This is a genomic window from Bradyrhizobium sp. CB1717 (assembly GCF_029714325.1).
Lineage (GTDB): Bacteria > Pseudomonadota > Alphaproteobacteria > Rhizobiales > Xanthobacteraceae > Bradyrhizobium.
Genome location: NZ_CP121666.1, coordinates 3,981,544 through 4,005,035, shown reverse-complemented (window position 1 = coordinate 4,005,035; position 23,492 = coordinate 3,981,544). Strand labels below are relative to the sequence as shown.

The window sequence follows — 23,492 nt, the reverse complement described above, 5'->3', positions numbered from 1 at the left end:
CCGCGCCCTACTCCGCAGCCCGCCTGCTGGCGCTGAAGTCTTCGGCAGCGCCCTCCGGTGCCGAGCTTCTTCCGCGCGGCGGCACCATCAACACAACCACCTCACGCGTCACGCCGGGCTTGCCCCAAAGCATTGCCCGCACCGTGAACTCGCGCTTGACGGAATGCTCGGCGCGCGAAGACACCCCCTCCATCCAGCGGCTGCAATAGTCCTGGCCGCGGAAACAGAGCGCGGCCCAGCCGCGGTCCAGCGTCGTCTTGCGCGGCAGGCCCCAATTATACTGATACGCGAACGGCCGTGCATAACGCGGATGGTCGGGGCTGTAGAATGCGGTCGCAAACGCCAGCGAATCGTCGCCGCTGACGGCGCTCAGCGGCTCGCCGGTCAGCTCGCGCCATTCGCGGGTCAACTCGTTCGCCGCCTTCGCGTAGAAATTCCGGCATTCTTCATAGCCGTGGTCGTTGCGATAGACGGCATGGATCGGGGCTGCGACCAGAACGGTGGCGAGCGCGACGCCGGCCACGATCACCGTGACGTTGACGGTGTAGAAGCGCTCGATCGGATAGCGCGTGCCGCAGACCACGAGAACTGCGAACAGGAACAGCCCCTGCAACGCCCATAGCGACGGCAAATCCGTCCCCATCGCGAGCGAAATCAGCACCGGCAGCACGATTGTTCCGATCGCAACGTAGAAGAGAAGTCGCAGGCCCGGGCTCATCGCGGCAAAGTCGGCCGGAAACTGCTTCAGCCGCGTGCCGGCGATCAACGCCCAGAACACGGCCGACACGCTCATGGCGGCCGCCAGCCCCAGCAGGAAGTTTCTGACCTCACTGAGCGAGCTCACAACATTGCCGTTTGCGTGGGCCAGCGCATAGGTGAAGGTCGATGCGCCCGTCGTCGCGAGCCAATACAGATGCGGCGACAGCACTGCGAGCCCGACGACGACCGAGATCCAGGGCGATGCCGAGAAGAAATAGGCGCGCCGCGCCGGGTGCGCCAGCGCGGCAAAGGCGAAGCTCGCGACGAGGAAGATCGAATAATATTTGCCGACCATCGCCAGCGCCGTCGTGAATCCCACCGCAACCGCCCATGGCGCGGTGCGGGTCTCGAATGCGCGCAGGAAGCACCAGGTCGCCAGCGGCCAGATCGCAAGCAGCACCGCATTGGCGTTGAAACGCTGGGCGTGGAATTGATAGGCCGGCGTCAGCATCAACAGCAGCAGCACCAGCACGCGCTTGTGCCCGGTCACGAACCGCCGCGAGATCAGATCGACAAAGAACAGCGCGAGCCCGGCATTGGCCATCGCCATCAATTGCAGCGACCAGTCGCTGAGCGGAAACACCGAGGTCCAGGCTGCCGTAACCCACCCCATCAGCGGCGGATGCTTGTGATAGCCGAAGGCGAAATTCCGTCCCAGCGTCCAGGCCTCGAGCGTATCGGGATGCAGCCCGCCGCCGGCATAGGCGATGACGAGATACAGCGTCCAGATCGCAACGAAGCAGGCGATGAGAAGCGGCACGGCCCAGCCCGCCTCAATGCCATCGAGCCAGCGCAGGAAAGGCCGGCGCCAGCGCGCCGGCGCTCGATCGGACCGTTCGGCCATCGCCTGGAATGCAAAATCGAACGGCACGGGGAGCAAATGGGACAGGGAAAGATGCGCGAAGACGCCACATCTATTTCAGGATGGAAACAAATAGCAACAATCGGAAACTGGAAAAGTTAAAAAGCGGCCGCCTTCTCAACCAATGCAAGAACAGTAAACGAAAACGGCGCCGCTGATGACAGCGGCGCCGCGCGATGGTCGAGCCGAAAGGCGCGAGGCCGCGCCTTTCGCTTACTCCGTCTTGTCGATGTTCCAGAACACCGGGGTTGCCGGGCCGTCGAGCACGCCGGTGAGCGACTTCCGCCACGCGCTCGGCGCCTGATATTGACCCAGCGGCATGTAAAGCACCTGGTCGTAGGCTTCCTTCTGGATCTCGGCCGCGATCTTCTTCTGCTCCTCCGCCGAGGTCGCGCGAACGAAGGCGTCCTTGAGCTGCTCGATCTTGGCGTCCTCCGCCCAGCCGAACCAGCCGCCCTTCCTGCCCTGCCCGCCGACGGCGACGTTGGAGATCGGGTTGTCCACGTCGGCGCTGACCCAGTTGGTGATGAACATGTTCCAGCCGCCCTCCTTCGGGGGCTTCTGGCTGGCGCGCCGGCTCACTACCGTCTGCCAGTCGGTCGCCTGCAGGTCGACCTTGAAGCCGGCTTCGCGCAGCTGCTGAGCCACCACGATCGGTTGCGCCTTCAGCAGCAGCACGTCGCCCGGCGCCATGAGCACGACCGGTGTCCCGTCATAACCGGACTCGGCGAGCGCCTTCCTGGCCGCAGCCATGTCGCCGCCCTTCGCGAGGGTCTCGCCGCCAATGTCCGTCGCGAACGGCGTGTCGCAAATGAAGGCCGCAGCACAAGTCTTGTAGTATTTGGGATTGCCGATCAGCGCATCGAGCACGTCCTTCTGCTTGACCGCCAGGAATGCGGCGCGGCGGACCTTGACGTTGTCGAACGGCGGATGGAGGAAGTTCATCCGTGCGCCCGTCTGGAATCCGAACTTGTTCAGGATCTCGATCTTGAGCTCCTTGTCGGCTTCGATGGCGGGCAACATTTCGATGGCAGGAAATTCCATGAAATCGACGTCGCCCGACTGCAGCGCGTTCAACGCCGTCTGCGCGTCCGGCATCGTGATCCATTCGACGCGGTCGACCTTCACCACCTTGCCGCCGGTGGTCCAGCTCGCCGGCTCCTTGCGCGGCACATAGTCGGTGTTCTTGACATAGACCGACTTCACGCCCGGCTGGAATTCGCCCTGCACGAACTTGAAGGGGCCGGAGCCGATCTGCTCGGGAATCTGCTTGTCCACCGGCGTCTCGGCGAGACGCTTCGGCATCATGAAGGCGACCCGCGAGGACGGCTTGCCGATCGATTCCAGCACGAGCGCGTACGGCTCCTTCAGCTTCAGCGTGATGGTCTTGGGGTCGGTCGCCTCGAGGCTCGCGGTGAACAGCATCATCTGCTGCCCCATGCCGTCGACAGCGGCCCAGCGCTTCAGGGAGGCAACGCAATCTTCCGCGGTGACGGGCGTGCCGTCATGCCACTTCAGACCGTCGCGGAGCGTGAAGGTGTAGGTCAGCTTGTCGTCGGAGATCTTCCAATCCGCCATCTGCGGCTGGATCTTGAAGTTCGAATCCGTCGCGATCAGCGTGTCGTAGACCATGTAGCCATGGTCGCGCGAGATGTAGGCGCTGGTGAAGATCGGATCGAGGATGCGCAGGTCCGAATGCATCACGGCGGTGATGGTCTTGCCTGCGGCAAGAACCGGCGAGGCCAGCGCGGAAAGGGCCACCACCGAAAGCGCAAGTCTTGAAGCGAACGCGAGACGTCCCCGGCGCATCATTTCGAACATCGAAGGTCTCCTGACGGTTCTTTTGGCAATTTTCTTGGAAGTTCTTTTGGCAGTTCTCCAGGCAAGCGGCGCCGCTGATGACAGCGGCGCCGCGCGATGGTCGAAGCGAAAGTCGCGAGAAGCGCCTTTCCTTACTTGGACTTGGCCTTACTCAGACTTGTCGACGTTCCAGAACAGCGGCGTTGCCGGGCCGTCGAGCACGCCGGTCAGCGATTTGCGCCAGCCGCTCGGCAGCAGGTACTGCCCGAGCGGGATGTAGATCACCTGCTCATAGGCTTCCTTCTGGATGTCGGCCGCGATCTTCTTCTGCTCGTCGATCGAGGACGCGCGGACGAAGGCGTCCTTGAGCTGCTCGATCTTGGCGTCTTCCGCCCAGCCGAACCAGCCCTTCTTGCCCTGGCCGCCGATCGAGAGATTGGCGATCGGGTTGGACACGTCGGCCGCGACCCAGTTGGTGAAGAACATGTTCCAGCCCCCCTCCTTCGGCGGCTTCTGGCTGGCGCGGCGGCTCACCACCGTCTGCCAGTCGGTCGCCTGCAGGTCGACCTTGAAGCCGGCCTCGCGCAGCAGCTGGGCAGCCACGATCGGCTGCGCCTTGAGCGTCGTGACGTCGCCAGGCGCCATCACCACGACCGGGGTGCCGTCGTAGCCGGACTCGGCGAGCGCCTTCTTGGCTTCCGCCATGCCGTTGCCCTTCACCAGGGTTTCCGCGCCGACCTCGGTCGCAAACGGCGTGTCGCAGACGAAGAACGCGCCGCAGATCTTCTGGTACTTGGCATTGCCGACGAGCGCGTCGAGAACGTCCTTCTGGTTCATCGCCAGCAGGGCAGCACGGCGCACCTTCACGTTGTCGAACGGCGGATAGAGGAAGTTCATCCGGCCGAGGGTCTGGAAACCGAACTTGTTGGAGACCTCGATCGTGAGCTCCTTGTTCGCTTCCAGCACCGGCAACATGTCGTAGGGCAGGTTTTCCATGAAGTCGATGTCGCCCGACTGCAGCGCATTCACCGCGGTCTGCGAGTCCGGCATCGTGATCCACTCGACGCGGTCGACCTTCACCACCTTGCCGCCGGAGGTCCAGCTCGCCGGCTCCTTGCGCGGCACGTAATCGGTGTTCTTGACGTAGACCGCCTTCACGCCGGGCTGGAATTCGCCCTGCACGAACTTGAAGGGACCCGAGCCGATCTGCTCGGGGATCTGCTTGTCCGGCGGGATCTCGGCGAGACGCTTCGGCATCATGAAGGCGACGCGCGAGGACGGCTTGCCGATGGAATCGAGGACGAGGCCGTAGGGTTCCTTCAGCTTCAGCGTGATGGTCTTGGCGTCGGTCGCCTCGAGGCTCGCGGTGAAGTCCCAGAGCTTCTGGCCCATGCCGTCGACCGCGGCCCAGCGCTTGAGCGAGGCGACGCAGTCTTCCGCCGTCACGGGCGCGCCGTCATGCCACTTCAGGCCGTCGCGCAGCGTGAAAGTGTAGGTGAGCTTGTCGTCGGAGATCTTCCAATCCGCCATCTGCGGCTGGATCTTGAAATTCGAATCGGGGGCCACCAGCGTGTCGTAGACCATGTAGCCATGGTCACGCGTGATGTAGGCCGTGGTGAAGATCGGATCGATGATGCGAAGGTCGGAATGCATCACCGCGGTAAGGGTCTTGCCGGCCGCAAGCACCGGCGAGGCCAGTGCCGTTGAAAGCGCGACGACCGACAGCGCAAGTTTGGAGGCGAACGCGCGAGGCCCCCGGCGCATGAAGTTGGACATAAAAAGTTTCTCCTGACGTGAAACTGTTCAAAGGCAGGTTATTGGTTGAGCATCCGGTTCGTTCCTTGGGCGAACTAACCTCATGCAATGCCTTTATCTTTTCGAGACTTGCAGACAGTGTTGAGCGCGTCAATCCGGTTTCGTCGCAAGCCCTCGCAGCGCGCGCACGGGCTCCACAAAGATCGGTTTGGCTCTACAACGCTCTCCGCTTGTCCTGCCCCGCGCCGATGCAATGCGCGTTCCATCTTTCGCAGCTTGAGAGACATTAAGATGAATCCAGCCAATCTTCCCTTCGATTCCGAGGCCATGCTCGAGGGCCTGCGCACCTGGGTGGAATGCGAAAGCCCGACCTGGGACGCGAACGCGGTGAACCACATGCTCGATATCGCAGCGCGGGATATGGCGATCATGGGTGCGACGATCGAGCGCATCGCCGGCCGTCAGGGTTTTGGCGGAGTGATCCGCGCGCGTTTTCCGCATCCGAAACAGGGCGAGCCGGGCATCCTGATCGCCGGTCACATGGATACCGTCCATCCGGTCGGCACCATCGAGAAGCTGAAATGGCGGCGCGAGGGCAACAAATGCTACGGCCCCGGCATATACGACATGAAAGGCGGCAATTATCTCTCGCTGGAAGCGATCCGGCAGCTGGCGCGCGCCTCGTTCACCACGCCGCTGCCGGTCACCGTGCTGTTCACGCCCGACGAGGAAGTCGGCACGCCTTCGACGCGCGACATCATCGAGGCGGAAGCCGCGCGCAATAAATACGTGCTGGTGCCCGAGCCCGGCCGCGCCGACAACGGCGTCACTACCGGACGTTACGCCATCGCACGCTTCAATCTCGAGGCGACGGGACGGCCGAGCCACGCCGGCGCGACGCTGTCGGCGGGCCGTTCGGCAATTCGCGAAATGGCGCGGCAGATTCTCGCGATCGACGCGATGACGACGGAGGACTGCACCTTCTCGGTCGGCGTCGTGCATGGCGGACAATGGGTCAATTGCGTTGCCACGACCGCGACCGGCGAGGCGCTGTCGATGGCCAAGCGCCAGGCCGATCTCGACCGCGGCGTCGAGCGGATGCTGGCACTCTCGGGCACCAAGAACGACGTCAGCTTCAAGGTGACGCGCGGCGTGACGCGGCCGGTCTGGGAGCCGGATGCCGGCACCATGGCGTTGTACGAGAAGGCGCGCGGCATCGCCAAATCCCTCGGCGCGGAATTACCGCATGCGAGCTCCGGCGGCGGCTCCGACGGCAACTTCACCGGTGCGATGGGAATCCCAACTCTCGATGGCCTCGGCGTGCGCGGCGGCAACGGCCACACACTCGAGGAGTTCATCGAGGTCGATAGCCTCGTCGAACGCGGGCGCTTGATGGCGGGATTGCTGGCGACGCTGGAGTAAATTGAATCAACTTCGCACTGCACAATGCGTTGGCAATCGCGGTCTAAATTTAGCCTTGTCTAAAAATGAGGCGTATCGTACTGCTCGATCGTCCACGCGACGATGCGGGAGAGATCGCAACGAAGGTTTTCGGCTTTCGTTGCGGCGCCGACGGAGCAACCGCCCCGGAAACTCTCAGGCAAAAGGACCGTATCGTCAGGACGATCTGGAGAGAGGCGGCGCGATTTCAGGCAATCGTGGCGTCCACCGAAGGGGATAGTCCGTTGCGTGATCCGCAGCGGATCAAGCTCTCAGGTAACCGTGACAGATGGGGCGCCGCCAACGGCCTTTGGCCGGCGGCCGACCTATCCTAACTCACGGGAGCCCCGAACCTGCCATGACCCATATCGCCATCATCGGCGCCGGCATCACCGGCGTGACGACTGCCTATGCCCTGCTCGAACGCGGCTTTGAGGTGACGGTGCTCGACAAGCACCGTTACGCCGCGATGGAAACATCGTTCGCCAATGGCGGACAGCTCTCCGCCAGCAATGCCGAAGTGTGGAACAGCACCGCGACCATCCTGAAAGGCTTGCGCTGGATGTTCCGGCGCGACGCGCCGCTGCTGATGAACCCGCGGCCGAACTGGCACAAATATTCGTGGATGAGCGAGTTCGTCGCCAACATCGGCAACTACCGCGCCAATACGATCGAGACCACGCGGCTCGCGATCGAAGCCCGCAAGCATCTGTTCGAGATCGCGGCGCGCGAAGGCATCGACTTCGATCTCGAGCGCCGCGGCATCCTCCACATCTATCACGACAAGACGGGTTTCGAATCCGGCCTGCGCGTCAACGCGCTGCTGCAGGAAGGTGGTCTCGATCGCCGTCCGGTGACGCCTGAGGAGATCCGCGCGATCGAGCCGACGCTGCGCAAGGCGTATTATGGCGGCTTCTACACGCCGTCGGATGCGACCGGCGATATCCACAAGTTCACCCGCGGGCTGGCGGACGCCTGCAAGCGGCGCGGCGCGACCTTCATCCACGAGGCCAATATCGATTCAATCGCGCGCGCCGGCAGCGGCTTCGTGCTCGGCTGGGCCGATCTTGCTGCAAGCGATGCCCTCGCCTCCGCGCGCGGCATGCTGAAGGCCGACGGTGTCGTGGTCTGCGCCGGCGTCGCCAGCCGCCACTTCGCCGCCCTCCTCGACGATCGCATCAACGTCTACCCGGTGAAGGGCTACTCGATCACCGTGCAGCTCGACACCGCCGAGAGCCGCAACGCGACGCCGACCGTGAGCCTGCTCGACGAAGCCGCCAAGATCGTCACCAGCCGGCTCGGTGCCGATCGTTTTCGCGTGGCCGGCACCGCCGAGTTCAACGACTTCAACCGCGACATCCGCGCCGACCGCGTGCAGCCGCTGGTCGACTGGGTGCGTAGCAACTTCCCCGCCATCGAGACCTCGCGCGTCGTGCCCTGGGCCGGGCTGCGCCCGATGATGCCGAACATGATGCCGGTGGTGCGCGCAGGGCGGATTCCGGGCGTGTTCTTCAACACCGGCCACGGCCATCTCGGCTGGACCCTGTCGGCCGCCACCGCGCACATGATCGCCGGGACCATCGACGGCTGGCGCGGGCTCAACGCGCCGCCGACCGTTCCTTCACTTGGGGTTGAGCGTGAGCTGCGTCATGCATCCTGAGTGGTTGAAGCCGGCGCGCGGCGGCCTCTTGCGACTGCCCTGCCCTTGGCACACAATTTGCCCCGAAAGACCGGCATCTCCGGCCGGCTTTCCCAGCCCTAGTGACAGGCGCGCATGATAGACACGTTCGAATCCACGGGCGCCCCAGGGCCCCACAAGTTCCGCAGCCGGAGATAGGTGCATGCTAGGTTATCTCATTCGCCGCGTTCTGGCCGCGGTGCCCGTGATGGGCGTCGTCGCGCTGTTCGTGTTCCTGCTGCTGCGGCTGACGCCGGGCGATCCCGCCGCGATCCTTGCCGGCGACAACGCGACACCCGAACGGCTCGAGCGCATCCGCGAATCGCTCGGCCTCAACGAGCCCCTGATCGTGCAGTTCATCACCTGGGTGAACAAGCTGCTGCACGGCGACCTCGGAACATCGCTGATCTCCAACCTGCCGGTCATGAAGATGATCGGCCAGCGCGTCGAGCCGTCGATCTCGATCGCGCTGTGCACCATCATCCTCGCCGTCATCGTCGCGGTGCCGCTGGGCGTGATCGCGGCGTGGAAGCACGGCACCTGGATCGACCGTTTCGTGATGGGCCTGTCCGTGCTCGGCTTCTCGGTGCCGGTGTTCGTGGTCGGCTATGTCTTGATCGAGGTCTTCGCGATCGATCTGCGCCTGGTGCCGGTGCAGGGCTTCCGCAGCATCTTCAACGGTTTCGGCCCGTTCTTCGAGCGCATGATCCTGCCGACCTGCGCCCTGTCCTTCATCTACATCGCGCTGATCGCGCGCATGACGCGCGCGGCGATGCTCGACGTTCTCGGCGAAGATTACGTGCGAACGGCACGTGCGAAAGGCATCAACGAGGTTGCCGTGATGATGCGGCATGCGCTGCGCAATGCCGCCGTGCCCGTGATCACCGTGATCGGCACCGGCTTTGCGCTGCTGATCTCCGGCGTCGTCGTCACCGAGAGCGTGTTCAACATCCCCGGCATCGGGCGTCTCACGGTCGATGCGGTGCTGGCGCGCGACTATCCGGTGATCCAGGCCATGATCCTGCTGACGTCGCTGATCTACGTCGTCGTCAATCTTCTCATCGACGTCGCCTATACACTGCTCGATCCCCGGATCCGGTACTGAGGCAAGGACAAGAACAAATGTCGGTCGATACCCTTCCCCAGTCGTCCATTCCGATCACGTCGCCGCTGCGGCCGCGCTTCGGATTCCTCACCTCGACGCCGATCATCGCGACGGCGACGTTCCTGCTCGCCCTGATCGTGGTGATCTCGATCCTCGCGCCGCTGATCGCGCCGCATGATCCGATCCAGCTTGCGCCGTCGCAGCGCCTCAAGCCGGCTTCGGCGCAATTCCTGCTCGGCACCGACGCTTACGGACGCGACCTGTTGTCGCGCGTGGTCTATGGCGGCCGCATCTCGCTTCTGATCGGCATCGGCTCGGCGATCCTGTCGATCGTCATCGGCCTTTCGATCGGCCTCGTCTCCGGCTTCTTCAAGCTGGTCGACTCCGTGATGATGCGCATCATGGACGGCCTGATGGCGATGCCGAGCATCCTGCTCGCGATCGCCGTGGTCTCGCTGTCCGGCGCCAGCATCTGGACCGTGCTGATCGCGATCACGATCCCTGAGATTCCGCGCGTGGCGCGCCTGGTCCGCTCGGTCGTGCTGTCGGCGCGCGAGGAGCCTTACGTCGAGGCCGCGATCTCGGTCGGCTCGAGCCTGCCGAAGATCATGTGGCGTCACCTGATGCCGAACACGATCGCGCCGCTGATCGTCCAGGGCACCTATGTCTGCGCCTCCGCGATCCTCACCGAGGCGATCCTCTCCTTCCTCGGCGCCGGCATCTCGCCGGAGACGCCGACCTGGGGCAACATCATGGCCGAGGGCCGCCAGTACTTCCAGATCAAGCCGTCGCTGATCTTCTGGCCGGGGCTTTTGCTCTCGATCGCCATCCTCAGCATCAACCTGATCGGCGACGCCGCCCGTGACGCCCTCGATCCCCGCATGAAGCAGCGGGAAGGGAAGTGAAACCATTTATTCCGTCATTCCGGGGCGGTGCGAAGCACCGAACCCGGAATCTCGAGGTTCCGGGTTCACGCTTACGCGCGCCCCGGAACGACGGTGGAGACCTCGCATGACCAACCCTGTTCTCGACATCAACAACCTCGTCGTCTCCGTCGGCAAGAAGCCGGGCGGCGCGAAGATCATCGACGGCATCTCGATCCAGGTGCGCGAGCGCGAGACGCTGTGCCTCGTCGGCGAAAGCGGCTCGGGCAAGTCGGTGACCTCGCTCACCACGATGGGCCTGTTGCCGAAGGGCACGCTGGTGCCGACCTCCGGCAGCGTCAAGCTGGTCGGCGAGGAGCTGCTCACCGCGACCGACCGCCGCCTGCGCCAGCTCCGCGCGACGCAGATGGCGATGATCTTCCAGGAGCCGATGACCGCGCTCAATCCGGTGGTGCCGGTCGGCCGCCAGATCGACGAGGTGCTGCGCGCCCACACCAAGCTCGATGCGAGGGCGCGCAAGAAGCGCATCCTCGACATGATGGAGCAGGTCCGCCTGCCCCAGGTCGAGCGCATCTTCGCCTCCTACCCGCACCGCCTCTCCGGCGGCCAGCGCCAGCGCATCATGATCGCGATGGCGCTGGTGCTGGAGCCGAAGCTGCTGATTGCGGACGAGCCGACCACCGCGCTCGACGTCACCACGCAGAAGCAGATTTTGACCCTGATCCGCGACCTCCAGCGCGATCACGGCACGGCCGTGCTGTTCATCACCCACGACATGGGCGTGGTGGCCGAGATCGCCGATCGCGTCGCGGTGATGCGGCAGGGCCGTCTCGTCGAGACCGGTCCGCTCGAGACCGTGCTGCGCAATCCGACCATGGAGTATACCCGCAACCTGCTGGCGTCGGTGCCGAGCCTGGTGCCGCGGCCGCCGCGCGAGGAGAGCCGCGAGCCTGTCGTGCTGGAGGCCAACGACCTCAGCAAGGTCTACAAGGAACGCGCGTTCTTCGGCAAAGGCCGCGAGGTCGTCGCCGCCGACAAGGTTACGCTGACGCTGCGCAAGGGCCGCACGCTCGGCATCGTCGGCGAGAGCGGCTCGGGCAAGTCCACTGTGGCGCGCTGCATCGTCCGCCTGATCGATCCGACTTCCGGCGGCGTGCGCCTTGCCGGCCGCGAGATCTCCGACATCTCGCGCCGTCTGCTGCAGCCGCATCGGCAGAAGATCCAGATCGTATTCCAGGATCCCTACCGCTCGCTCAATCCGCGCGTCACCGTCGGCGAGAGCATCGCGGAAGGCCCGATCAATTACGGGGTCTCGCATGCCGACGCGATGAAGCGCGCCCGCGAGCTGCTCGAGCTCGTCGGCCTGCCGGCCGACGCGGTGTCGCGCTATCCGCACCAGTTCTCCGGCGGCCAGCGCCAGCGCATCGCGATCGCCCGCGCCCTCGCGCTCGACCCGGACGTGCTGGTCGCAGACGAAGCCGTCTCCGCGCTCGACGTCTCGGTACAGGCGCAGGTGCTGGAACTGCTCGACGAGATCCAGAAGCGGCTCGGCATCGCCATCCTCTTCATCACCCACGATTTGCGCGTCGCAGCGCAGATCTGCGACGAGGTCGTGGTGATGCAGCACGGCCGTGTCGTCGAGCAGGGTCCCGCCGCCGAAGTGCTGACGCATCCAAAGGAGGCCTATACCAAGGCGCTGCTGGATGCGGCGCCGGGACGGAACTGGGATTTCGCGAACTTCCGGCCGGTGGTGGAAGGCGTGGGGGCGAGCGCGTAGGTCTATCCCTCGTCATTGCGAGCGCAGCGAAGCAATCCAGAATCCCTCCGCGGAAAGACTCTGGATTGCTTCGCTGCGCTCGCAATGACGGTGTGCGCGGCACACATTCCCAAAACGTCTTGACCCTATGCGTGGCGCGATTGCTTCCCGCCTTGCTCTCCTCGCAAAGCCGGGGCTAACGTCGCGCACTCCTGATTGACCGGACTGGAATTGATGACACGTATCGCCGTCGGCGGCTTCCTGCACGAGACCAACACTTTCGCCCCGACCAAGGCGACCTTCGCGGATTTCCAGCATGGCGGCGGCTGGCCGGCGATGACCGAAGGTGCCGACGTCCTGAAGGTGATGCGGCGCATCAATGTCGGCCTTGCCGGCTTCGTCGACAGTGCCGAAGCGAACCGCTGGGAACTCATTCCGACCATTGCCTGCGGTGCCAGCCCGTCGGCGCATGTCACCAAGGATGCGTTCGAGCGCATCGTGAAGGTCATGGTCGACGGCATCGCAGCCGCGGGCCCGATCGACGCGGTCTATCTCGACCTGCACGGTGCGATGGTGACCGAACATCTCGACGACGGCGAAGGCGAGATTTTGGCGCGCGTGCGCCGCGTCATCGGCAAGGATGTTCCGCTGGTCGCGAGCCTCGACCTGCACGCCAATGTCACGCCCGCAATGATGGATCATGCGGACGCGCTGATCGCCTACCGCACCTATCCGCATGTCGACATGGCCGAGACCGGCCGCGCCTGCGCAAAGCATCTCGCGCTGCTGCTGAAGACCAGGCAGCGTTTCGCAAAATCCTTCCGGCAATTGCCGTTCCTGATCGCGATCAGCTGGCAATGCACCAACGACTTTCCCACCAAGGGCATTTACGAAAAGCTCGCCGCGCTGGAGAGCGATGCGGTTCCGACCCTCTCCTTCGCGCCCGGCTTCCCCGCCGCCGATTTCCGCGACTGCGGCCCGAGTGTGTTCGCCTATGGCAAAACGCAGGAAGACGCGGACCGGGCGGCCGATGCGATCGTCAAGCTGATCGAAAGCCACGAGGACGATTTCGACGGCAAGATCTGGACACCCGACGACGGCGTGCGCCATGCGATGGAACTTTCGAAGGGCGCGAGCAAGCCGATCATCATCGCCGACACCCAGGACAATCCCGGCGCCGGTGGCGATTCCGACACCACGGGCATGCTGCGTGCGCTGGTTCGCAACAAGGCGAGCGCGGCGACCGGCGCCATCTACGATCCGGAATCGGCGAAGGCCGCGCACGCGGCCGGTGTGGGCGCCTCCGTGACGCTGTCGCTCGGCGGCAAGTCCGGCATCCCCGGCGACGAGCCCTATACCGAGACCTTTGTCGTGGAAAAGCTCTCCGACGGCCGCTTCATCGCGCCCGGTCCCTACTACGGCGGCCGCGAGATGGAGATGGGCCCCTCCGCAGCCTTGCGCATCGGCGACGTCCGCGTCGTCGTCTCCTCGCACAAGGCCCAGCTCGCCGACCAGGCGATGTACCGCTATGTCGGCATCGAGCCGACACAAGAGAAGATTTTGGTCAACAAGAGCTCGGTGCACTTCCGCGCCGATTTCGAGCCGATCGCGGAGAAGCTGATGATCTGCGCCGCGCCCGGCGCGATGCCGGCCGACACGGCTTCCCTCCCCTGGACGCGCCTGCGCCCGGGCATCCGCATCAAGCCGAACGGCCCCGTTTTCAATCCTCCTTCACGCTAACCGGACAGGACCACATGCCCACCATCGACCGGATCGACGGCTATGCCGACGAACTCACTGCTATCAGGCGCGACCTCCACGCCCATCCCGAGATCGGCTTCGAGGAAGTGCGCACTTCCGGCATCGTCGCCGACAAGCTGAAGAGCTGGGGCATCGAGGTGCATCGCGGCCTCGGCGGCACCGGCGTGATCGGCGTCATCAAGGGCAAGGGTTCGGGCGGCAAGCGCATCGGCTTGCGCGCCGACATGGATGCGCTGCCGATGGAAGAGAATACCAATCTGAAATGGAGCTCGAAGATCCCCGGCCGCTTCCACGGCTGCGGCCATGACGGGCACACCACCATGCTGCTCGGCACCGCGCGCTATCTCGCCGAGACCCGGAATTTCGACGGCACCGTGCACCTGATCTTCCAGCCGGCCGAGGAAGGCCTCGGCGGCGCCCGCGCCATGATCAAGGACGGGCTGTTCGAGAAGTTCCCCTGCGACGAGCTCTACGGCCTGCACAACGCGCCCGACCTCAACCACGGCGAGATCGCGATCCTGCCCGGCCCGGCCATGGCCAGCGCCGACTTCTTCGACCTCCGCATCACCGGCTACGGCGCGCATGGCGCGATGCCCGAGCGCTCCAAGGACGCGGTGATCATCGCGACCACGCTGGCGCAGGCGATCCAGACCATCGTCAGCCGCAACGTCGAGCCGCTGCAGGCCGCCGTCATCTCGATCACGCAGATCCATGCGGGTTCCGCCTATAACGTCATCCCTGGCGAAGCGCATCTCTGCGGCACCATCCGCACCTTCTCGAATGAAGTCCGCGCCCTGATCGCCGAACGCATCCGCACCATCTGCGCCGGCATCGCGGCCGCGTATCAGTGCACGATCGAAGCCGACATCCGCGACACGTTCGGCGTGCTGGTCAACCAGGTCGAGCAGTCCAAGGTGGTCGAGGAGGTCGCGCGCACCATCGTCGATCCCGCCAACGTGATCACCCGCGCCCAGCCGAAGATGGGCAGCGAGGATTTCGCCGACATGCTGCAGACCATTCCCGGCGCCTATTTCTGGGTCGGCCATGACGGCTCGGTGCCGGTGCACAATCCCGGCTTCGTGCTGGACGACAAGATCCTGCCGATCGGCGCCAGCATGTTCGCGCGCATCATCGAAACGCGCATGCCGGTGAGCTAGCAATGCACAAGAAGAGCCCTGAGGAAGCGGTCACCTCGCTGCACGATCTGTCCGCGGTCGACCTGATCGCGGGCTATCGGGCCAAACAGTTCTCGCCGAGCGAGGTGCTGGAGGACGTGCTCGCGCATGTCGCGGCGTGGGAACCGCATCTGAAGGCGCTCTATGCGTTCGACCCCGACAGCGCGCGCGAGGCCGCAAAGGCCTCGACCGCGCGCTGGACCGGGGGCGAGCCGTCAGGCGCGCTCGACGGCGTGCCTGTCACGGTGAAGGACAACATCGCGACCAAGGGCGTGCCGGTGCCGCTGGGCGCTGCCAGCGTCAAGCTGGTGCCGGCCGAGAAGGACGCACCGCCCGCCGCGCGGCTGCGCGAGGCCGGCGCGATCATCTTCGCCAAGACCACGATGCCCGATTACGGCATGCTGTCGTCCGGGCTCTCCTCTTTCCATGCGCTCGCGCGCAATCCCTGGGACCTCAGCAAGAACCCGGGCGGCTCCAGCGCCGGCGCAGGCGCCGCTGCCGCGGCCGGCTATGGTCCCCTCCATCTCGGCACCGATATCGGCGGCTCGGTTCGCCTGCCCGCGGGCTGGTGCGGCCTCGTCGGCCTGAAGCCGAGTTTTGGCCGCGTGCCGATCGATCCCACCTATGTCGGCCGTGTCGCCGGTCCCATGACCCGCACCGTCGATGATTGCGCGCTGATGATGAGCGCGATCGCAAAGCCCGACCGGCGCGACGGCATGAGCCTGCCGGCCGAGCCGCTGAACTGGAAGGGCTTGGAAAAGTCTCCGCGAAAGCTGCGCATCGGCCTGATGCTCGATCCCGGCTGCGGCCTGGCGCTGGAGAAGCCGGTGCGCGAGGTCGCGGTGAAGGCCGCGAAGGCCTTTGAATCCGCGGGCGCAGTCGTGACGGAAGTCGACGGCATCCTCACCCGCGAGATGCTCGACGGCCTCGACAATTTCTGGCGCGCGCGGATGTGGGACGATCTGTCGAAACTGACGTCGGCCGAACAGGCAAAGGTGCTGCCTTATATCTTCAAATGGGGCGAGTCCGGCGCGAAGCTCTCGGGTGTCGACGTCATCCGCGGCTTCAACCAGACCATGGCGATCCGCGCGGCGGCGTCAAAGCTGTTCTGTGAGCTCGACTATGTGATCTCGCCGACCGCGCCAAACGTGAACTATCCGGCGGAGTGGGCCTCCCCGACCAACGATCCCATGAAGCCGTTCGAGCACATCGCCTATACCGTGCCATGGAATATGTCGGAGAATCCGGCCGTCTCCCTCAATGGCGGCTTCGACGCCAAGGGTTTTCCCATCGGCTTGCAGATCGTCGGCCGCCGTTTCGACGACATCGGCGTGCTCGGCATGGCCAAGGCTTTTGAAGGCCTGCGCGGCGCACAGAAGCCCTGGCCGAAGCCGCCGGCACAGTAAACACTCTCTCGTCATTCCGGGTTGCGCCCTCTTGGCGCAAGCCCGGAATCCATTCATCCGCACAATTGATGCGGAGAAATGGATTCTCAGGTGCGCAATAGCGCACCATAGCTCGCGCTTCGCGCGCCCCGGAATGACGTGCTAGAGAGACCGACAAAGAAACAAGGGAGGAAACCACCATGGCGTATGAGACGATCAAGTACGAGGTCGCCGAGCAGATCCTCACCATCACGCTGAACCGGCCCGACAAGCTCAACGCCTTCAACGCGCAGATGCAGGCCGAGCTGATCGACGCGTTCGACGCCGCCGACAAGGACGACAATGTCCGCGCCATCATCGTCACCGGCGCCGGCCGCGGCTTTTGCGCCGGCGCCGATCTGTCGTCGGGCGCCGACACGTTCGACCGCGACGCGCGGCGCGGGCCCGTCAAACGTTTTGCCGACGGCAAGGTCGACTACAGCGATCCGCAGGTGCGCGACGGCGGCGGCCAGGTCACGCTGCGCATCTTCAAATGCCTCAAGCCCGTCATCGCCGCGGTGAACGGCCCCGCCGTCGGCATCGGCGTCACCATGCAGCTCGCGATGGACATCCGTATCGCCTCGGAGGCTGCGCGCTTCGGCTTCGTGTTCTCCCAGCGCGGCATCGTGCCGGAGGCCGCCTCGAGCTGGTTCCTGCCGCGCATCGTCGGCATCTCGCAGGCGCTGGAATGGTGCTATTCGGGACGCGTGTTCCCGGCGCAGGAAGCGCTTGCGGGCCGTCTCGTCAGCAAGGTCGTGGCCCCCGACGATCTGCTCCCGACCGCCCGCGCATTGGCAAAAGAGTTTGCGGCCAAGACGGCGCCGGTGTCGGTGGCGCTGATCCGCCAGATGATGTGGCGCATGATGGGCGCTGACGATCCCATGGAAGCCCACAAGGTCGACAGCCGTGGCATCTACGCCCGCGGCCGCTCCGACGACGTTAGGGAAGGCGTGGTGTCGTTCCTGGAGAAGCGTCCCGCACAGTTCAAGAACAAGGTGTCCAGCGACATGCCGGATTATTTCCCGTGGTGGACGGAGCGGGAGTACAAGTGACCCTCTCGTAGGGTGGGCAAAGCGAAGCGTGCCCACGCATTTTTTGCAATCGAGAGAGGTGGTGGGCACGGCGCAAGAGCGCCTTTGCCCACCCTACGGCACCGTCATTCCATCACCAGCGCCACGCGCCCGATCGCCTTGCGGTCGATCAAGAGCCGCATCGCCTTTGCAAACTCCTCCAGCGGCAGGCGGTGCGAGACGTTGGGGCGCAGCTTGCCCTCCTCCGCCCATTGCAAGAGCGCCTTCAGGCGGACCTCGCCGAGCGCGGGGTTCTTCCGCACCGCTTCGCCGGCGCGCACGCCGAGCACGCTGGCGCCCTTGATCAGCAAGAGATTGGTCTTGGCCAAGCCGATGCCGCCGGTGAAACCGATCACCAGCAGCCGCGCGCCCCAGGCGATGCAGCGCATCGAGTCCTCGAACACTTCGCCGCCGACGGGATCGAACACGACATCCGCCCCGCGCCCGTCAGTGATGCGCTTGACGGCATCGCGAAACGGCTCGCGGTCGTAGCGGACGAGATGATCGGCGCCGCGCGATTTCGCGATCGCAAGCTTTTCGTCGCTGGAGGCGGTCGCGATCACGGTCGCGCCCAACATCTTGCCGATCTCGACGGCGGCAAGGCCGACGCCGCCGCCGGCACCGTGCACCAGCAGCACCTCGCCCGGCTCGACCCGGCCGCGATCGATCAACGCGTGATAGGCCGTGCCGTGGCCGGCGAGATAGGTCGCGGCTTCGGCGTAGTCGAACGTGGACGGCTTAGGGGTGAGCTGCGCCGGCGTCACGATGGCTTCGTCGGTAAAGGCGCCATGACGCATCTTGACGATGACCTTGTCGCCGACGGCGACGCCCCGCGCCTCTGCGCCGACCTCGGTGACGTCACCCGCAGCCTCCATGCCGGGCGTGAACGGCAGCTCGGGCTTGAGCTGATATTCACCGGCCGCCATCAGCACGTCAGGAAAATTCAAGCCGGCGGCGCGGATCGCGACGCGCAACTCGCCCGGCTTGAGCGCACGCGATGGAAACTCCTCCAGCCGCAAAGTCTCGGGCGCGCCGAGCGCGCGGCAGACGACAGCGCGCACCATCAGGCCGCGCTCGCCTTGCTGCGCGTAAGAGCCTCGCGGATCAACGGCAGGCGGTCATTGCCGAAATACATGTCGGTCTTGTTCACGAAGATCGTCGGCGAGCCGAAGCCGCCGCGCGCGACGACCTCCTCCGTATTGGCCTTGAGCTGGTCCTTGATGCCCTGCTCGGAAATACCGGCAAGGAACTTCTGCTCGTCGATGCCGACCTTTTTGCAGATCCCGGCGAGCACCGCGTCCTGCGAGATGTCCTTGTCCTCGCTCCAATAGGCCTCGAACACGGCGGTCGCGAACGGCACCATGTCTTTGCCGAGCCAGATGCAGCCGCGCATGGCCTTGACGCTGTTCACCGGAAACACCGTCGGCGGCATCTTGATCGCAAGGCCCGCCGAGCGCGCCCAGTCCGCGAGGTCCTTTTTCATATAGCGCGCCTTCAGCGGCACCGGTGTCTCGCGCTGGGCGTAGACGCTCGGATTGACCGTGTTGAAGATGCCGCCGACCAGGATCGGTCGCCAGACGACCTCGGTGCCGAGCTCTTTCGCCAGCGGCTGGATGTTGTGAAAGGCGAGATAGGTCCAGGGGCTGGAGCAGTCGAAGAAGAATTCGATCATGGCGTTTCCTTGTGTCTTGTTACTCTCGATCTCTCCCCGTCATTGCGAGGAGCGGAGCGACGAAGCAATCCAGACTCTTTCCGCGGAATCAGTCTGGATTGCTTCGCTTCGCTCGCAATGACGAGGAGGCAGCAGTGGCTACTTCCTTCCCAACACTTCCTTAGCCCGCTGGCCGAACATGATCTTGCGTGATTCCTCGTCGAACGGCTCTTTCACGAATTTGCCGATCGCAAGCCCCGCCTGCACCTGCGGCCGCGCCCGCACCTCGGCGTACCAGCGTTTCACGCTCGGATAGTCGTCGAGCGTGAAGCCTTGCGCCTTGTGAGTCATGGTCCAGGGGAAGCAGGCGATGTCGGCGATGGAATAGTCGCCGGCGACATAGGCGCCGGTCTTGTCGAGCTGCCGGTCGAGCACGCCGTAGAGCCGCGCCGCCTCGTCGCGATAGCGCTCGATCGCATAAGGGATCTTCTCGGCCGCATAGAGCGCGAAATGGCCGTGCTGGCCAAGCATGGGCCCGAGGCCCGCCATCTGCCACATCACCCATTGAATGGTGGTGGAGCGCCCGCGCAAATCAGCCGGCAGCAAACGGCCGGTCTTCTCCGCGAGATAGATCAGGATCGCGCCGGTCTCGAACGCCGAGAACGGTGCGCCGGCATCGGCGGGCTCATGATCGACGATCGCGGGAATGCGGTTGTTTGGGCTGATCGCCAGAAACTCAGGATTGAACTGCTCGCCAACGCGAATGTTGACGGGCTTCACGGTGTAGGGAAGCCCGAGTTCCTCCAGCATGATCGAGATTTTCCAGCCGTTCGGCGTCGGCGCGTAATAGAGGTCGATCATGACCTTTTCCTTGGCCTTCCCTCTGGCCCTTTCTTGGGCCTTCCCTGTCGCCGCCGCTGGAATAGAGAGCGACTTTCGTTGTTCTGTACCTCGACGTTAGGACATGGCAGGAAGGGGCGCAACTCAACCTGCCGGGAGGGCCGCCATGCTGTTTCCAACCACGATCGCCGGCTCCCTGCCGAAGCCGGAATGGCTCGCCGAGCCCAACATGCTCTGGGCGCCCTGGAAGTCCGGAGGCGACGAACTTGCCCGCGCCAAGCGTGACGCGACGCTGATCTGGCTGAAGATCCAGGAGGACGCCGGCATCGACATCGTCACCGAGGGCGAGCAGGCCCGGCAGCATTTCGTGCACGGTTTCCTGGAGAAGATCGAGGGCATCGATTTTGCCCACAAGGTCGAGATGGGAATCCGCAAGGACCGCTACAAGGCAATGGTGCCGCAGGTGGTCGCCCCGCTCCGGCTGAAGGACCGCGTCCATGCCTTCGAGGCGCGCGTCGCGCGCTCGCATACGAAGAAGAAGCTGAAATTCACCCTGCCCGGCCCGATGACCATCATCGACACCATTGCCGACCGCTACTATGGCGACCGGGTCAAGATGGCGTTCGCCTTCGCCGAGCTGCTCAACGAGGAAGCCAAGGCGTTGCAAGCCGACGGCGTCGATCTCGTGCAGTTCGACGAGCCCGCCTTCAACGTCTACATGGACGAGGTCAACGACTGGGGCATCAAGGCGCTGGAGCGCGCCGCGCAGGGCCTCACCTGCGCCACCGCCGTGCACATCTGCTACGGCTACGGCATCAAGGCCAATACGGACTGGAAGGAGACGCTCGGCGCGCAATGGCGGCAATATGAGCAGATCTTCCCCGCGATCGATGCGAGCCCGATCCAGCAGGTCGCGATCGAGTGTCGCAATTCGAAGGTGCCGCTCGACCTGCTCGCGCTGCTGAAGACCAAGATCGTGCAGGCCGGCGTGATCGATGTCGCCAGCGACACGGTCGAGACCGCCGAGGACGTCGTGAAGGTGATTGAGGCGGTGTCGAAATTCGTGCCCAAGAGCAACATCATCGCCACCACCAATTGCGGCATGGCGCCGATGCGGCGCGAGATCGCGGAAGCCAAGCTGATGGCGCTCGGCGCCGGCGCCGCGCTGGCGCGCGAGAAGCTGGGATGATGGCGGTGCGCGTCGCCGGCATCGTCGCCGTGCTGGTGGTTGCCGCGTTGCCGGCACGCGCGGAGGACCGCTCGGTGCTCGTCAATTGCCAGGCGACGGTCGAGCGCGCATCGAAGAATGCGACCGCCGCCAGCGAAGCCGAGTTGACCCGCTGCCGCCAGGTGATCCGGGAATGGGCGCTGCGCGATGCGCGGATGACCGTCGACGAACGGGGGCGGCCGATACGCTAGTGCGAGGCCGTCGGATGCAGCACCGGCTGATATCCGGCGATGATCGCACGCAGCGTGGACGGCGGCGTCAGCAACATCGGACGATCGAGGGCGCGTGCATGCGGGGCATAGCCCGCGAACGACCACAGCAGCGCCCTGCCCTGCGTCACCAAAAAGCTCTCGTCACCCTGCTGCACCATTGCGCCGTCGGGCAATTGCGCGGGCGGCATCGGTAATTCATGCAGCCGTTTCCTGCCACGATCGAGCCGCTCCTGATGCAGGACGGCATCCATCGCCTTCGCGCTCACCGCACTCAGACCATTGCCCTTCTCCCACGCGGCTCGAAAGCGGCGGGCGTCATCGCGGCGACAAAAGAAGCAGGGCCGATGGCCTGCGGCAAAGGCGGTGGCTTCATCCAGGAAGAACAGCTCGGTCCAGCTCCGCCGCGCCATCACCGGCCGCCGCCAGCCTCGGAATTCGCACAGGCAGGTGATCCAGGCCGGTGACGACCAGCGCTTCGTCAGCAGCGTCTTGGTCGCGGGATCGTGGATGATGCCGCGGTTGCCGGTGAACAGGCCCCGATGCGGCGTCGCGATGATCTCGCCGGTGGGAGTGACGCGGTTTTGCAGGGGCATGGTGGCCTCCGCCCGTCATTGCGAGCGAAGCGAAGCAATCCAGAAATGCATCCGCGGAAGCAGTCTGGATTGCTTCGCTGCGCTCGCAATGACTGCGGCGGTCACGCCGCGCCGTCGCGCAGCGGCGGGTGGTAGGACAACGCGGTGTCCCAGGGGAAGAAGATCCAGGTGTCCTGCGACACCTCCGTGATGAAGGTGTCGACCAACGGGCGGCCCATCGGCTTGGCGTAGACGGTGGCGAAATGCGCATCGGGCAGCATCTCGCGGACCAGCCTGCCGGTCTTGCCGGTGTCGACGAGGTCGTCGACGATCAAGAGGCCCTTGCCGGTGCCGCCGCCGAGCTTCATGGCAGCCTCGGAAATGCCCTTGAGCACCTGAAGCTCACCCTGCTTGTTGTGGTCGTAGCTGGCGATGCAGACCGTATCGATCACGCGCACGCCGAGCTCGCGCGCCACGATCGCGGCCGGCACCAGCCCGCCGCGGGTGATCGCGATCACGGCATGGAATGGGCCGACCTCGTTGAGCCGCCAGGTCAACGCCCGGCAATCCCGGTGGAACTGGTCCCAGGACACCGGGAACGCCTTGCCGGCCTTCTCCTGCGCATTCAGTTCCGGTGCTTCACCCGCCATCATCGTCTCCTACCATTCGTCCGCCGGCAGCATGGTGCTAGCGGGTGATGTTCAATCCCGCCAGCATGTCCTTCACCGCCGCCATCGCTGCCGCGAGCTTATCTGCATCGCGCGATCGGACCACCAGATTGGTGTTTGGCTTCTGCTCTTCGTCCATGAAGGGATAGCTGCCGATGATGGTGTCGGGATGGGCGGCGGCAATGGCCCGCAGCGGGCTGCCGATGTCGCCCTCCCGCGCATTGGCACGAACCGATTCGGACAGCATGCGCACGCCCGATTTCAGCTTGGGCGAGACGATGTCCATCATCGCCTGCATGATCGAGGGCACACCCGCCATCACGATGACATTGCCGATCTTGAAGCCGGGCGCGAGGATGGTCGCGCTCTGGATCAGCTCGGCGCCGTCGGGGATGCGGGCCATGCGCAGGCGGGCCTCGTTGAGATCCTGCTCGCTCCAGCGCTCGCGGAAGCGGGCGACCACCTCGGGATGATGGTCGATGCCGACGCCAAAGGCCTTGGCGACGCTGTCGGCGGTGATGTCGTCATGGGTCGGCCCGATGCCGCCGGTGGTGAAGACGTAGGTGTAGCGATGCCGCAGTGCATCCAGCGCGGCGATGATGTCGGGCTCGTCGTCGGAAACGACCCGGACTTCCTTGAGGTCAATGCCGATATTGGTCAGGTACTCGGCGATGAAGCCGATATTCTTGTCCTTGGTCCGGCCGGACAGGATTTCGTCCCCAATGACCAGAATGCCCGCCGTGACGATCTCGCTCATGCCTTAAGTCCCTCACCTATGCGCCGACTTTGCCGAGGTAACGCGTTGAAGTCACGCGGTTTTGCTGCCGAAATAAGCAGTCCTCAGCCATTTTT

At 64.8% G+C, this 23,492-nt stretch carries 20 protein-coding genes and 2 riboswitches; of the genes, 11 read left to right on the top strand and 9 right to left on the bottom strand.

Going from position 1 to position 23,492, the window contains the following annotated elements; translation table 11 throughout:
* Positions 1-7: 7 nt before the first annotated feature.
* From QA649_RS18870 to QA649_RS18860, 3 genes are all read right to left on the bottom strand, one after another.
* The gene (locus QA649_RS18870) at positions 8-1,603 is read right to left on the bottom strand and encodes a glycosyltransferase family 39 protein (protein ID WP_283025499.1); all 1,596 of its coding nucleotides are present in this window, start codon (positions 1,601-1,603) and stop codon (positions 8-10) included.
* 231 nt (positions 1,604-1,834) lie between these two features.
* Complete coding sequence (locus QA649_RS18865) at positions 1,835-3,442, bottom strand: ABC transporter substrate-binding protein (RefSeq protein WP_283025498.1); 1,608 nt, start codon at positions 3,440-3,442, stop codon at positions 1,835-1,837.
* A 147-nt stretch (positions 3,443-3,589) separates the two neighbouring features.
* Positions 3,590-5,197, bottom strand: coding sequence for an ABC transporter substrate-binding protein (locus tag QA649_RS18860; protein ID WP_283025497.1), 1,608 nt, complete (start codon positions 5,195-5,197; stop codon positions 3,590-3,592).
* A gap of 270 nt (positions 5,198-5,467) precedes the next feature.
* On the opposite strand from QA649_RS18860, the gene QA649_RS18855 reads away from it, so the two are divergent.
* The 9 genes from QA649_RS18855 to QA649_RS18815 all read left to right on the top strand — a co-directional run bounded on the left by QA649_RS18855 (position 5,468) and on the right by QA649_RS18815 (position 17,451).
* Entirely contained in the window at positions 5,468-6,598 is a 1,131-nt protein-coding gene (locus tag QA649_RS18855; RefSeq protein WP_283025496.1) for a M20/M25/M40 family metallo-hydrolase, read from the top strand.
* Positions 6,599-6,693: 95 nt separating this feature from the next.
* Positions 6,694-6,798: riboswitch (glycine riboswitch) on the top strand.
* Between the two features lie 3 nt (positions 6,799-6,801).
* Positions 6,802-6,907: riboswitch (glycine riboswitch) on the top strand.
* Positions 6,908-6,974: 67 nt separating this feature from the next.
* On the top strand, positions 6,975-8,276 hold the full coding sequence (locus QA649_RS18850) for a D-amino acid dehydrogenase (RefSeq protein WP_283025495.1): 1,302 nt from the start codon (positions 6,975-6,977) through the stop codon (positions 8,274-8,276).
* Positions 8,277-8,457: 181 nt separating this feature from the next.
* Positions 8,458-9,399 (top strand): ABC transporter permease, encoded by a 942-nt coding sequence (locus tag QA649_RS18845; protein ID WP_018647027.1) that lies wholly within the window; start codon positions 8,458-8,460, stop codon positions 9,397-9,399.
* A 17-nt stretch (positions 9,400-9,416) separates the two neighbouring features.
* A complete protein-coding gene (locus QA649_RS18840; RefSeq protein ID WP_018647026.1) occupies positions 9,417-10,304 on the top strand; it encodes an ABC transporter permease in 888 nt (295 codons plus the stop codon).
* Positions 10,305-10,410: 106 nt separating this feature from the next.
* Positions 10,411-12,060 carry an ABC transporter ATP-binding protein gene (locus tag QA649_RS18835; RefSeq protein ID WP_283025494.1) on the top strand — a complete coding sequence of 550 codons (1,650 nt, stop codon included), beginning with the start codon at positions 10,411-10,413 and terminating at the stop codon, positions 12,058-12,060.
* Positions 12,061-12,273: 213 nt separating this feature from the next.
* The gene (locus QA649_RS18830) at positions 12,274-13,779 is read left to right on the top strand and encodes a M81 family metallopeptidase (protein WP_283025493.1); all 1,506 of its coding nucleotides are present in this window, start codon (positions 12,274-12,276) and stop codon (positions 13,777-13,779) included.
* 14 nt (positions 13,780-13,793) lie between these two features.
* Complete coding sequence (locus QA649_RS18825) at positions 13,794-14,957, top strand: M20 aminoacylase family protein (RefSeq protein WP_283025492.1); 1,164 nt, start codon at positions 13,794-13,796, stop codon at positions 14,955-14,957.
* A gap of 2 nt (positions 14,958-14,959) precedes the next feature.
* A complete protein-coding gene (locus tag QA649_RS18820; RefSeq protein ID WP_283025491.1) occupies positions 14,960-16,381 on the top strand; it encodes an amidase in 1,422 nt (473 codons plus the stop codon).
* A gap of 179 nt (positions 16,382-16,560) precedes the next feature.
* Positions 16,561-17,451, top strand: a complete 891-nt coding sequence (locus QA649_RS18815; protein WP_283025490.1) for a crotonase/enoyl-CoA hydratase family protein — start codon at positions 16,561-16,563, stop codon at positions 17,449-17,451.
* 104 nt (positions 17,452-17,555) lie between these two features.
* Here the strand turns inward: QA649_RS18815 and QA649_RS18810 are convergent, their stop codons facing one another.
* From QA649_RS18810 to QA649_RS18800, 3 genes are all read right to left on the bottom strand, one after another.
* Positions 17,556-18,533 (bottom strand): NADPH:quinone oxidoreductase family protein, encoded by a 978-nt coding sequence (locus QA649_RS18810; RefSeq protein WP_283025489.1) that lies wholly within the window; start codon positions 18,531-18,533, stop codon positions 17,556-17,558.
* Positions 18,533-19,141, bottom strand: coding sequence for a 2-hydroxychromene-2-carboxylate isomerase (locus tag QA649_RS18805; RefSeq protein ID WP_283025488.1), 609 nt, complete (start codon positions 19,139-19,141; stop codon positions 18,533-18,535). The genes QA649_RS18810 and QA649_RS18805 overlap by 1 nt, the downstream gene beginning before the upstream one ends.
* A gap of 138 nt (positions 19,142-19,279) precedes the next feature.
* Positions 19,280-19,981: a glutathione S-transferase N-terminal domain-containing protein gene (locus QA649_RS18800; protein WP_283025487.1), complete on the bottom strand. Its 702-nt coding sequence runs from the start codon at positions 19,979-19,981 to the stop codon at positions 19,280-19,282.
* A gap of 145 nt (positions 19,982-20,126) precedes the next feature.
* On the opposite strand from QA649_RS18800, the gene QA649_RS18795 reads away from it, so the two are divergent.
* Together QA649_RS18795 and QA649_RS18790 are read left to right on the top strand one after the other, a co-directional pair.
* Positions 20,127-21,149, top strand: coding sequence for a methionine synthase (locus QA649_RS18795; protein ID WP_283025486.1), 1,023 nt, complete (start codon positions 20,127-20,129; stop codon positions 21,147-21,149).
* On the top strand, positions 21,146-21,379 hold the full coding sequence (locus QA649_RS18790; RefSeq protein WP_283025485.1) for a hypothetical protein: 234 nt from the start codon (positions 21,146-21,148) through the stop codon (positions 21,377-21,379). The genes QA649_RS18795 and QA649_RS18790 overlap by 4 nt, the downstream gene beginning before the upstream one ends.
* On the opposite strand, the gene QA649_RS18785 is transcribed toward QA649_RS18790, so the two are convergent.
* From QA649_RS18785 to QA649_RS18775, 3 genes are all read right to left on the bottom strand, one after another.
* Positions 21,376-21,993 carry a hypothetical protein gene (locus tag QA649_RS18785; RefSeq protein WP_283025484.1) on the bottom strand — a complete coding sequence of 206 codons (618 nt, stop codon included), beginning with the start codon at positions 21,991-21,993 and terminating at the stop codon, positions 21,376-21,378. The two genes, QA649_RS18790 and QA649_RS18785, sit on opposite strands and share 4 nt — an antisense overlap.
* A gap of 101 nt (positions 21,994-22,094) precedes the next feature.
* On the bottom strand, positions 22,095-22,622 hold the full coding sequence (gene gpt, locus QA649_RS18780; protein ID WP_283025483.1) for a xanthine phosphoribosyltransferase: 528 nt from the start codon (positions 22,620-22,622) through the stop codon (positions 22,095-22,097).
* 37 nt (positions 22,623-22,659) lie between these two features.
* A complete protein-coding gene (locus QA649_RS18775) occupies positions 22,660-23,397 on the bottom strand; it encodes a molybdopterin-binding protein (RefSeq protein WP_283025482.1) in 738 nt (245 codons plus the stop codon).
* Between the last annotated feature and the right edge of the window lie 95 nt (positions 23,398-23,492).

Excerpts from the sequence above, each read along its gene's own strand:
- QA649_RS18825 (WP_283025492.1), top strand. The coding sequence starts at position 13,794 with ATGCCCACCATCGACCGGATCGACGGCTATGCCGACGAACTCACTGCT.
- QA649_RS18865 (WP_283025498.1), bottom strand. The coding sequence starts at position 3,442 with ATGTTCGAAATGATGCGCCGGGGACGTCTCGCGTTCGCTTCAAGACTT.
- QA649_RS18830 (WP_283025493.1), top strand. The coding sequence starts at position 12,274 with ATGACACGTATCGCCGTCGGCGGCTTCCTGCACGAGACCAACACTTTC.
- QA649_RS18840 (WP_018647026.1), top strand. The coding sequence starts at position 9,417 with ATGTCGGTCGATACCCTTCCCCAGTCGTCCATTCCGATCACGTCGCCG.
- QA649_RS18800 (WP_283025487.1), bottom strand. The coding sequence starts at position 19,981 with ATGATCGACCTCTATTACGCGCCGACGCCGAACGGCTGGAAAATCTCG.
- QA649_RS18775 (WP_283025482.1), bottom strand. The coding sequence starts at position 23,397 with ATGAGCGAGATCGTCACGGCGGGCATTCTGGTCATTGGGGACGAAATC.
- QA649_RS18810 (WP_283025489.1), bottom strand. The coding sequence starts at position 18,533 with ATGGTGCGCGCTGTCGTCTGCCGCGCGCTCGGCGCGCCCGAGACTTTG.
- gpt (WP_283025483.1), bottom strand. The coding sequence starts at position 22,622 with ATGGCGGGTGAAGCACCGGAACTGAATGCGCAGGAGAAGGCCGGCAAG.
- QA649_RS18870 (WP_283025499.1), bottom strand. The coding sequence starts at position 1,603 with ATGGCCGAACGGTCCGATCGAGCGCCGGCGCGCTGGCGCCGGCCTTTC.
- QA649_RS18795 (WP_283025486.1), top strand. The coding sequence starts at position 20,127 with ATGCTGTTTCCAACCACGATCGCCGGCTCCCTGCCGAAGCCGGAATGG.
- QA649_RS18845 (WP_018647027.1), top strand. The coding sequence starts at position 8,458 with ATGCTAGGTTATCTCATTCGCCGCGTTCTGGCCGCGGTGCCCGTGATG.
- QA649_RS18835 (WP_283025494.1), top strand. The coding sequence starts at position 10,411 with ATGACCAACCCTGTTCTCGACATCAACAACCTCGTCGTCTCCGTCGGC.
- QA649_RS18815 (WP_283025490.1), top strand. The coding sequence starts at position 16,561 with ATGGCGTATGAGACGATCAAGTACGAGGTCGCCGAGCAGATCCTCACC.
- QA649_RS18850 (WP_283025495.1), top strand. The coding sequence starts at position 6,975 with ATGACCCATATCGCCATCATCGGCGCCGGCATCACCGGCGTGACGACT.
- QA649_RS18860 (WP_283025497.1), bottom strand. The coding sequence starts at position 5,197 with ATGTCCAACTTCATGCGCCGGGGGCCTCGCGCGTTCGCCTCCAAACTT.
- QA649_RS18855 (WP_283025496.1), top strand. The coding sequence starts at position 5,468 with ATGAATCCAGCCAATCTTCCCTTCGATTCCGAGGCCATGCTCGAGGGC.
- QA649_RS18820 (WP_283025491.1), top strand. The coding sequence starts at position 14,960 with ATGCACAAGAAGAGCCCTGAGGAAGCGGTCACCTCGCTGCACGATCTG.
- QA649_RS18785 (WP_283025484.1), bottom strand. The coding sequence starts at position 21,993 with ATGCCCCTGCAAAACCGCGTCACTCCCACCGGCGAGATCATCGCGACG.
- QA649_RS18790 (WP_283025485.1), top strand. The coding sequence starts at position 21,146 with ATGATGGCGGTGCGCGTCGCCGGCATCGTCGCCGTGCTGGTGGTTGCC.
- QA649_RS18805 (WP_283025488.1), bottom strand. The coding sequence starts at position 19,141 with ATGATCGAATTCTTCTTCGACTGCTCCAGCCCCTGGACCTATCTCGCC.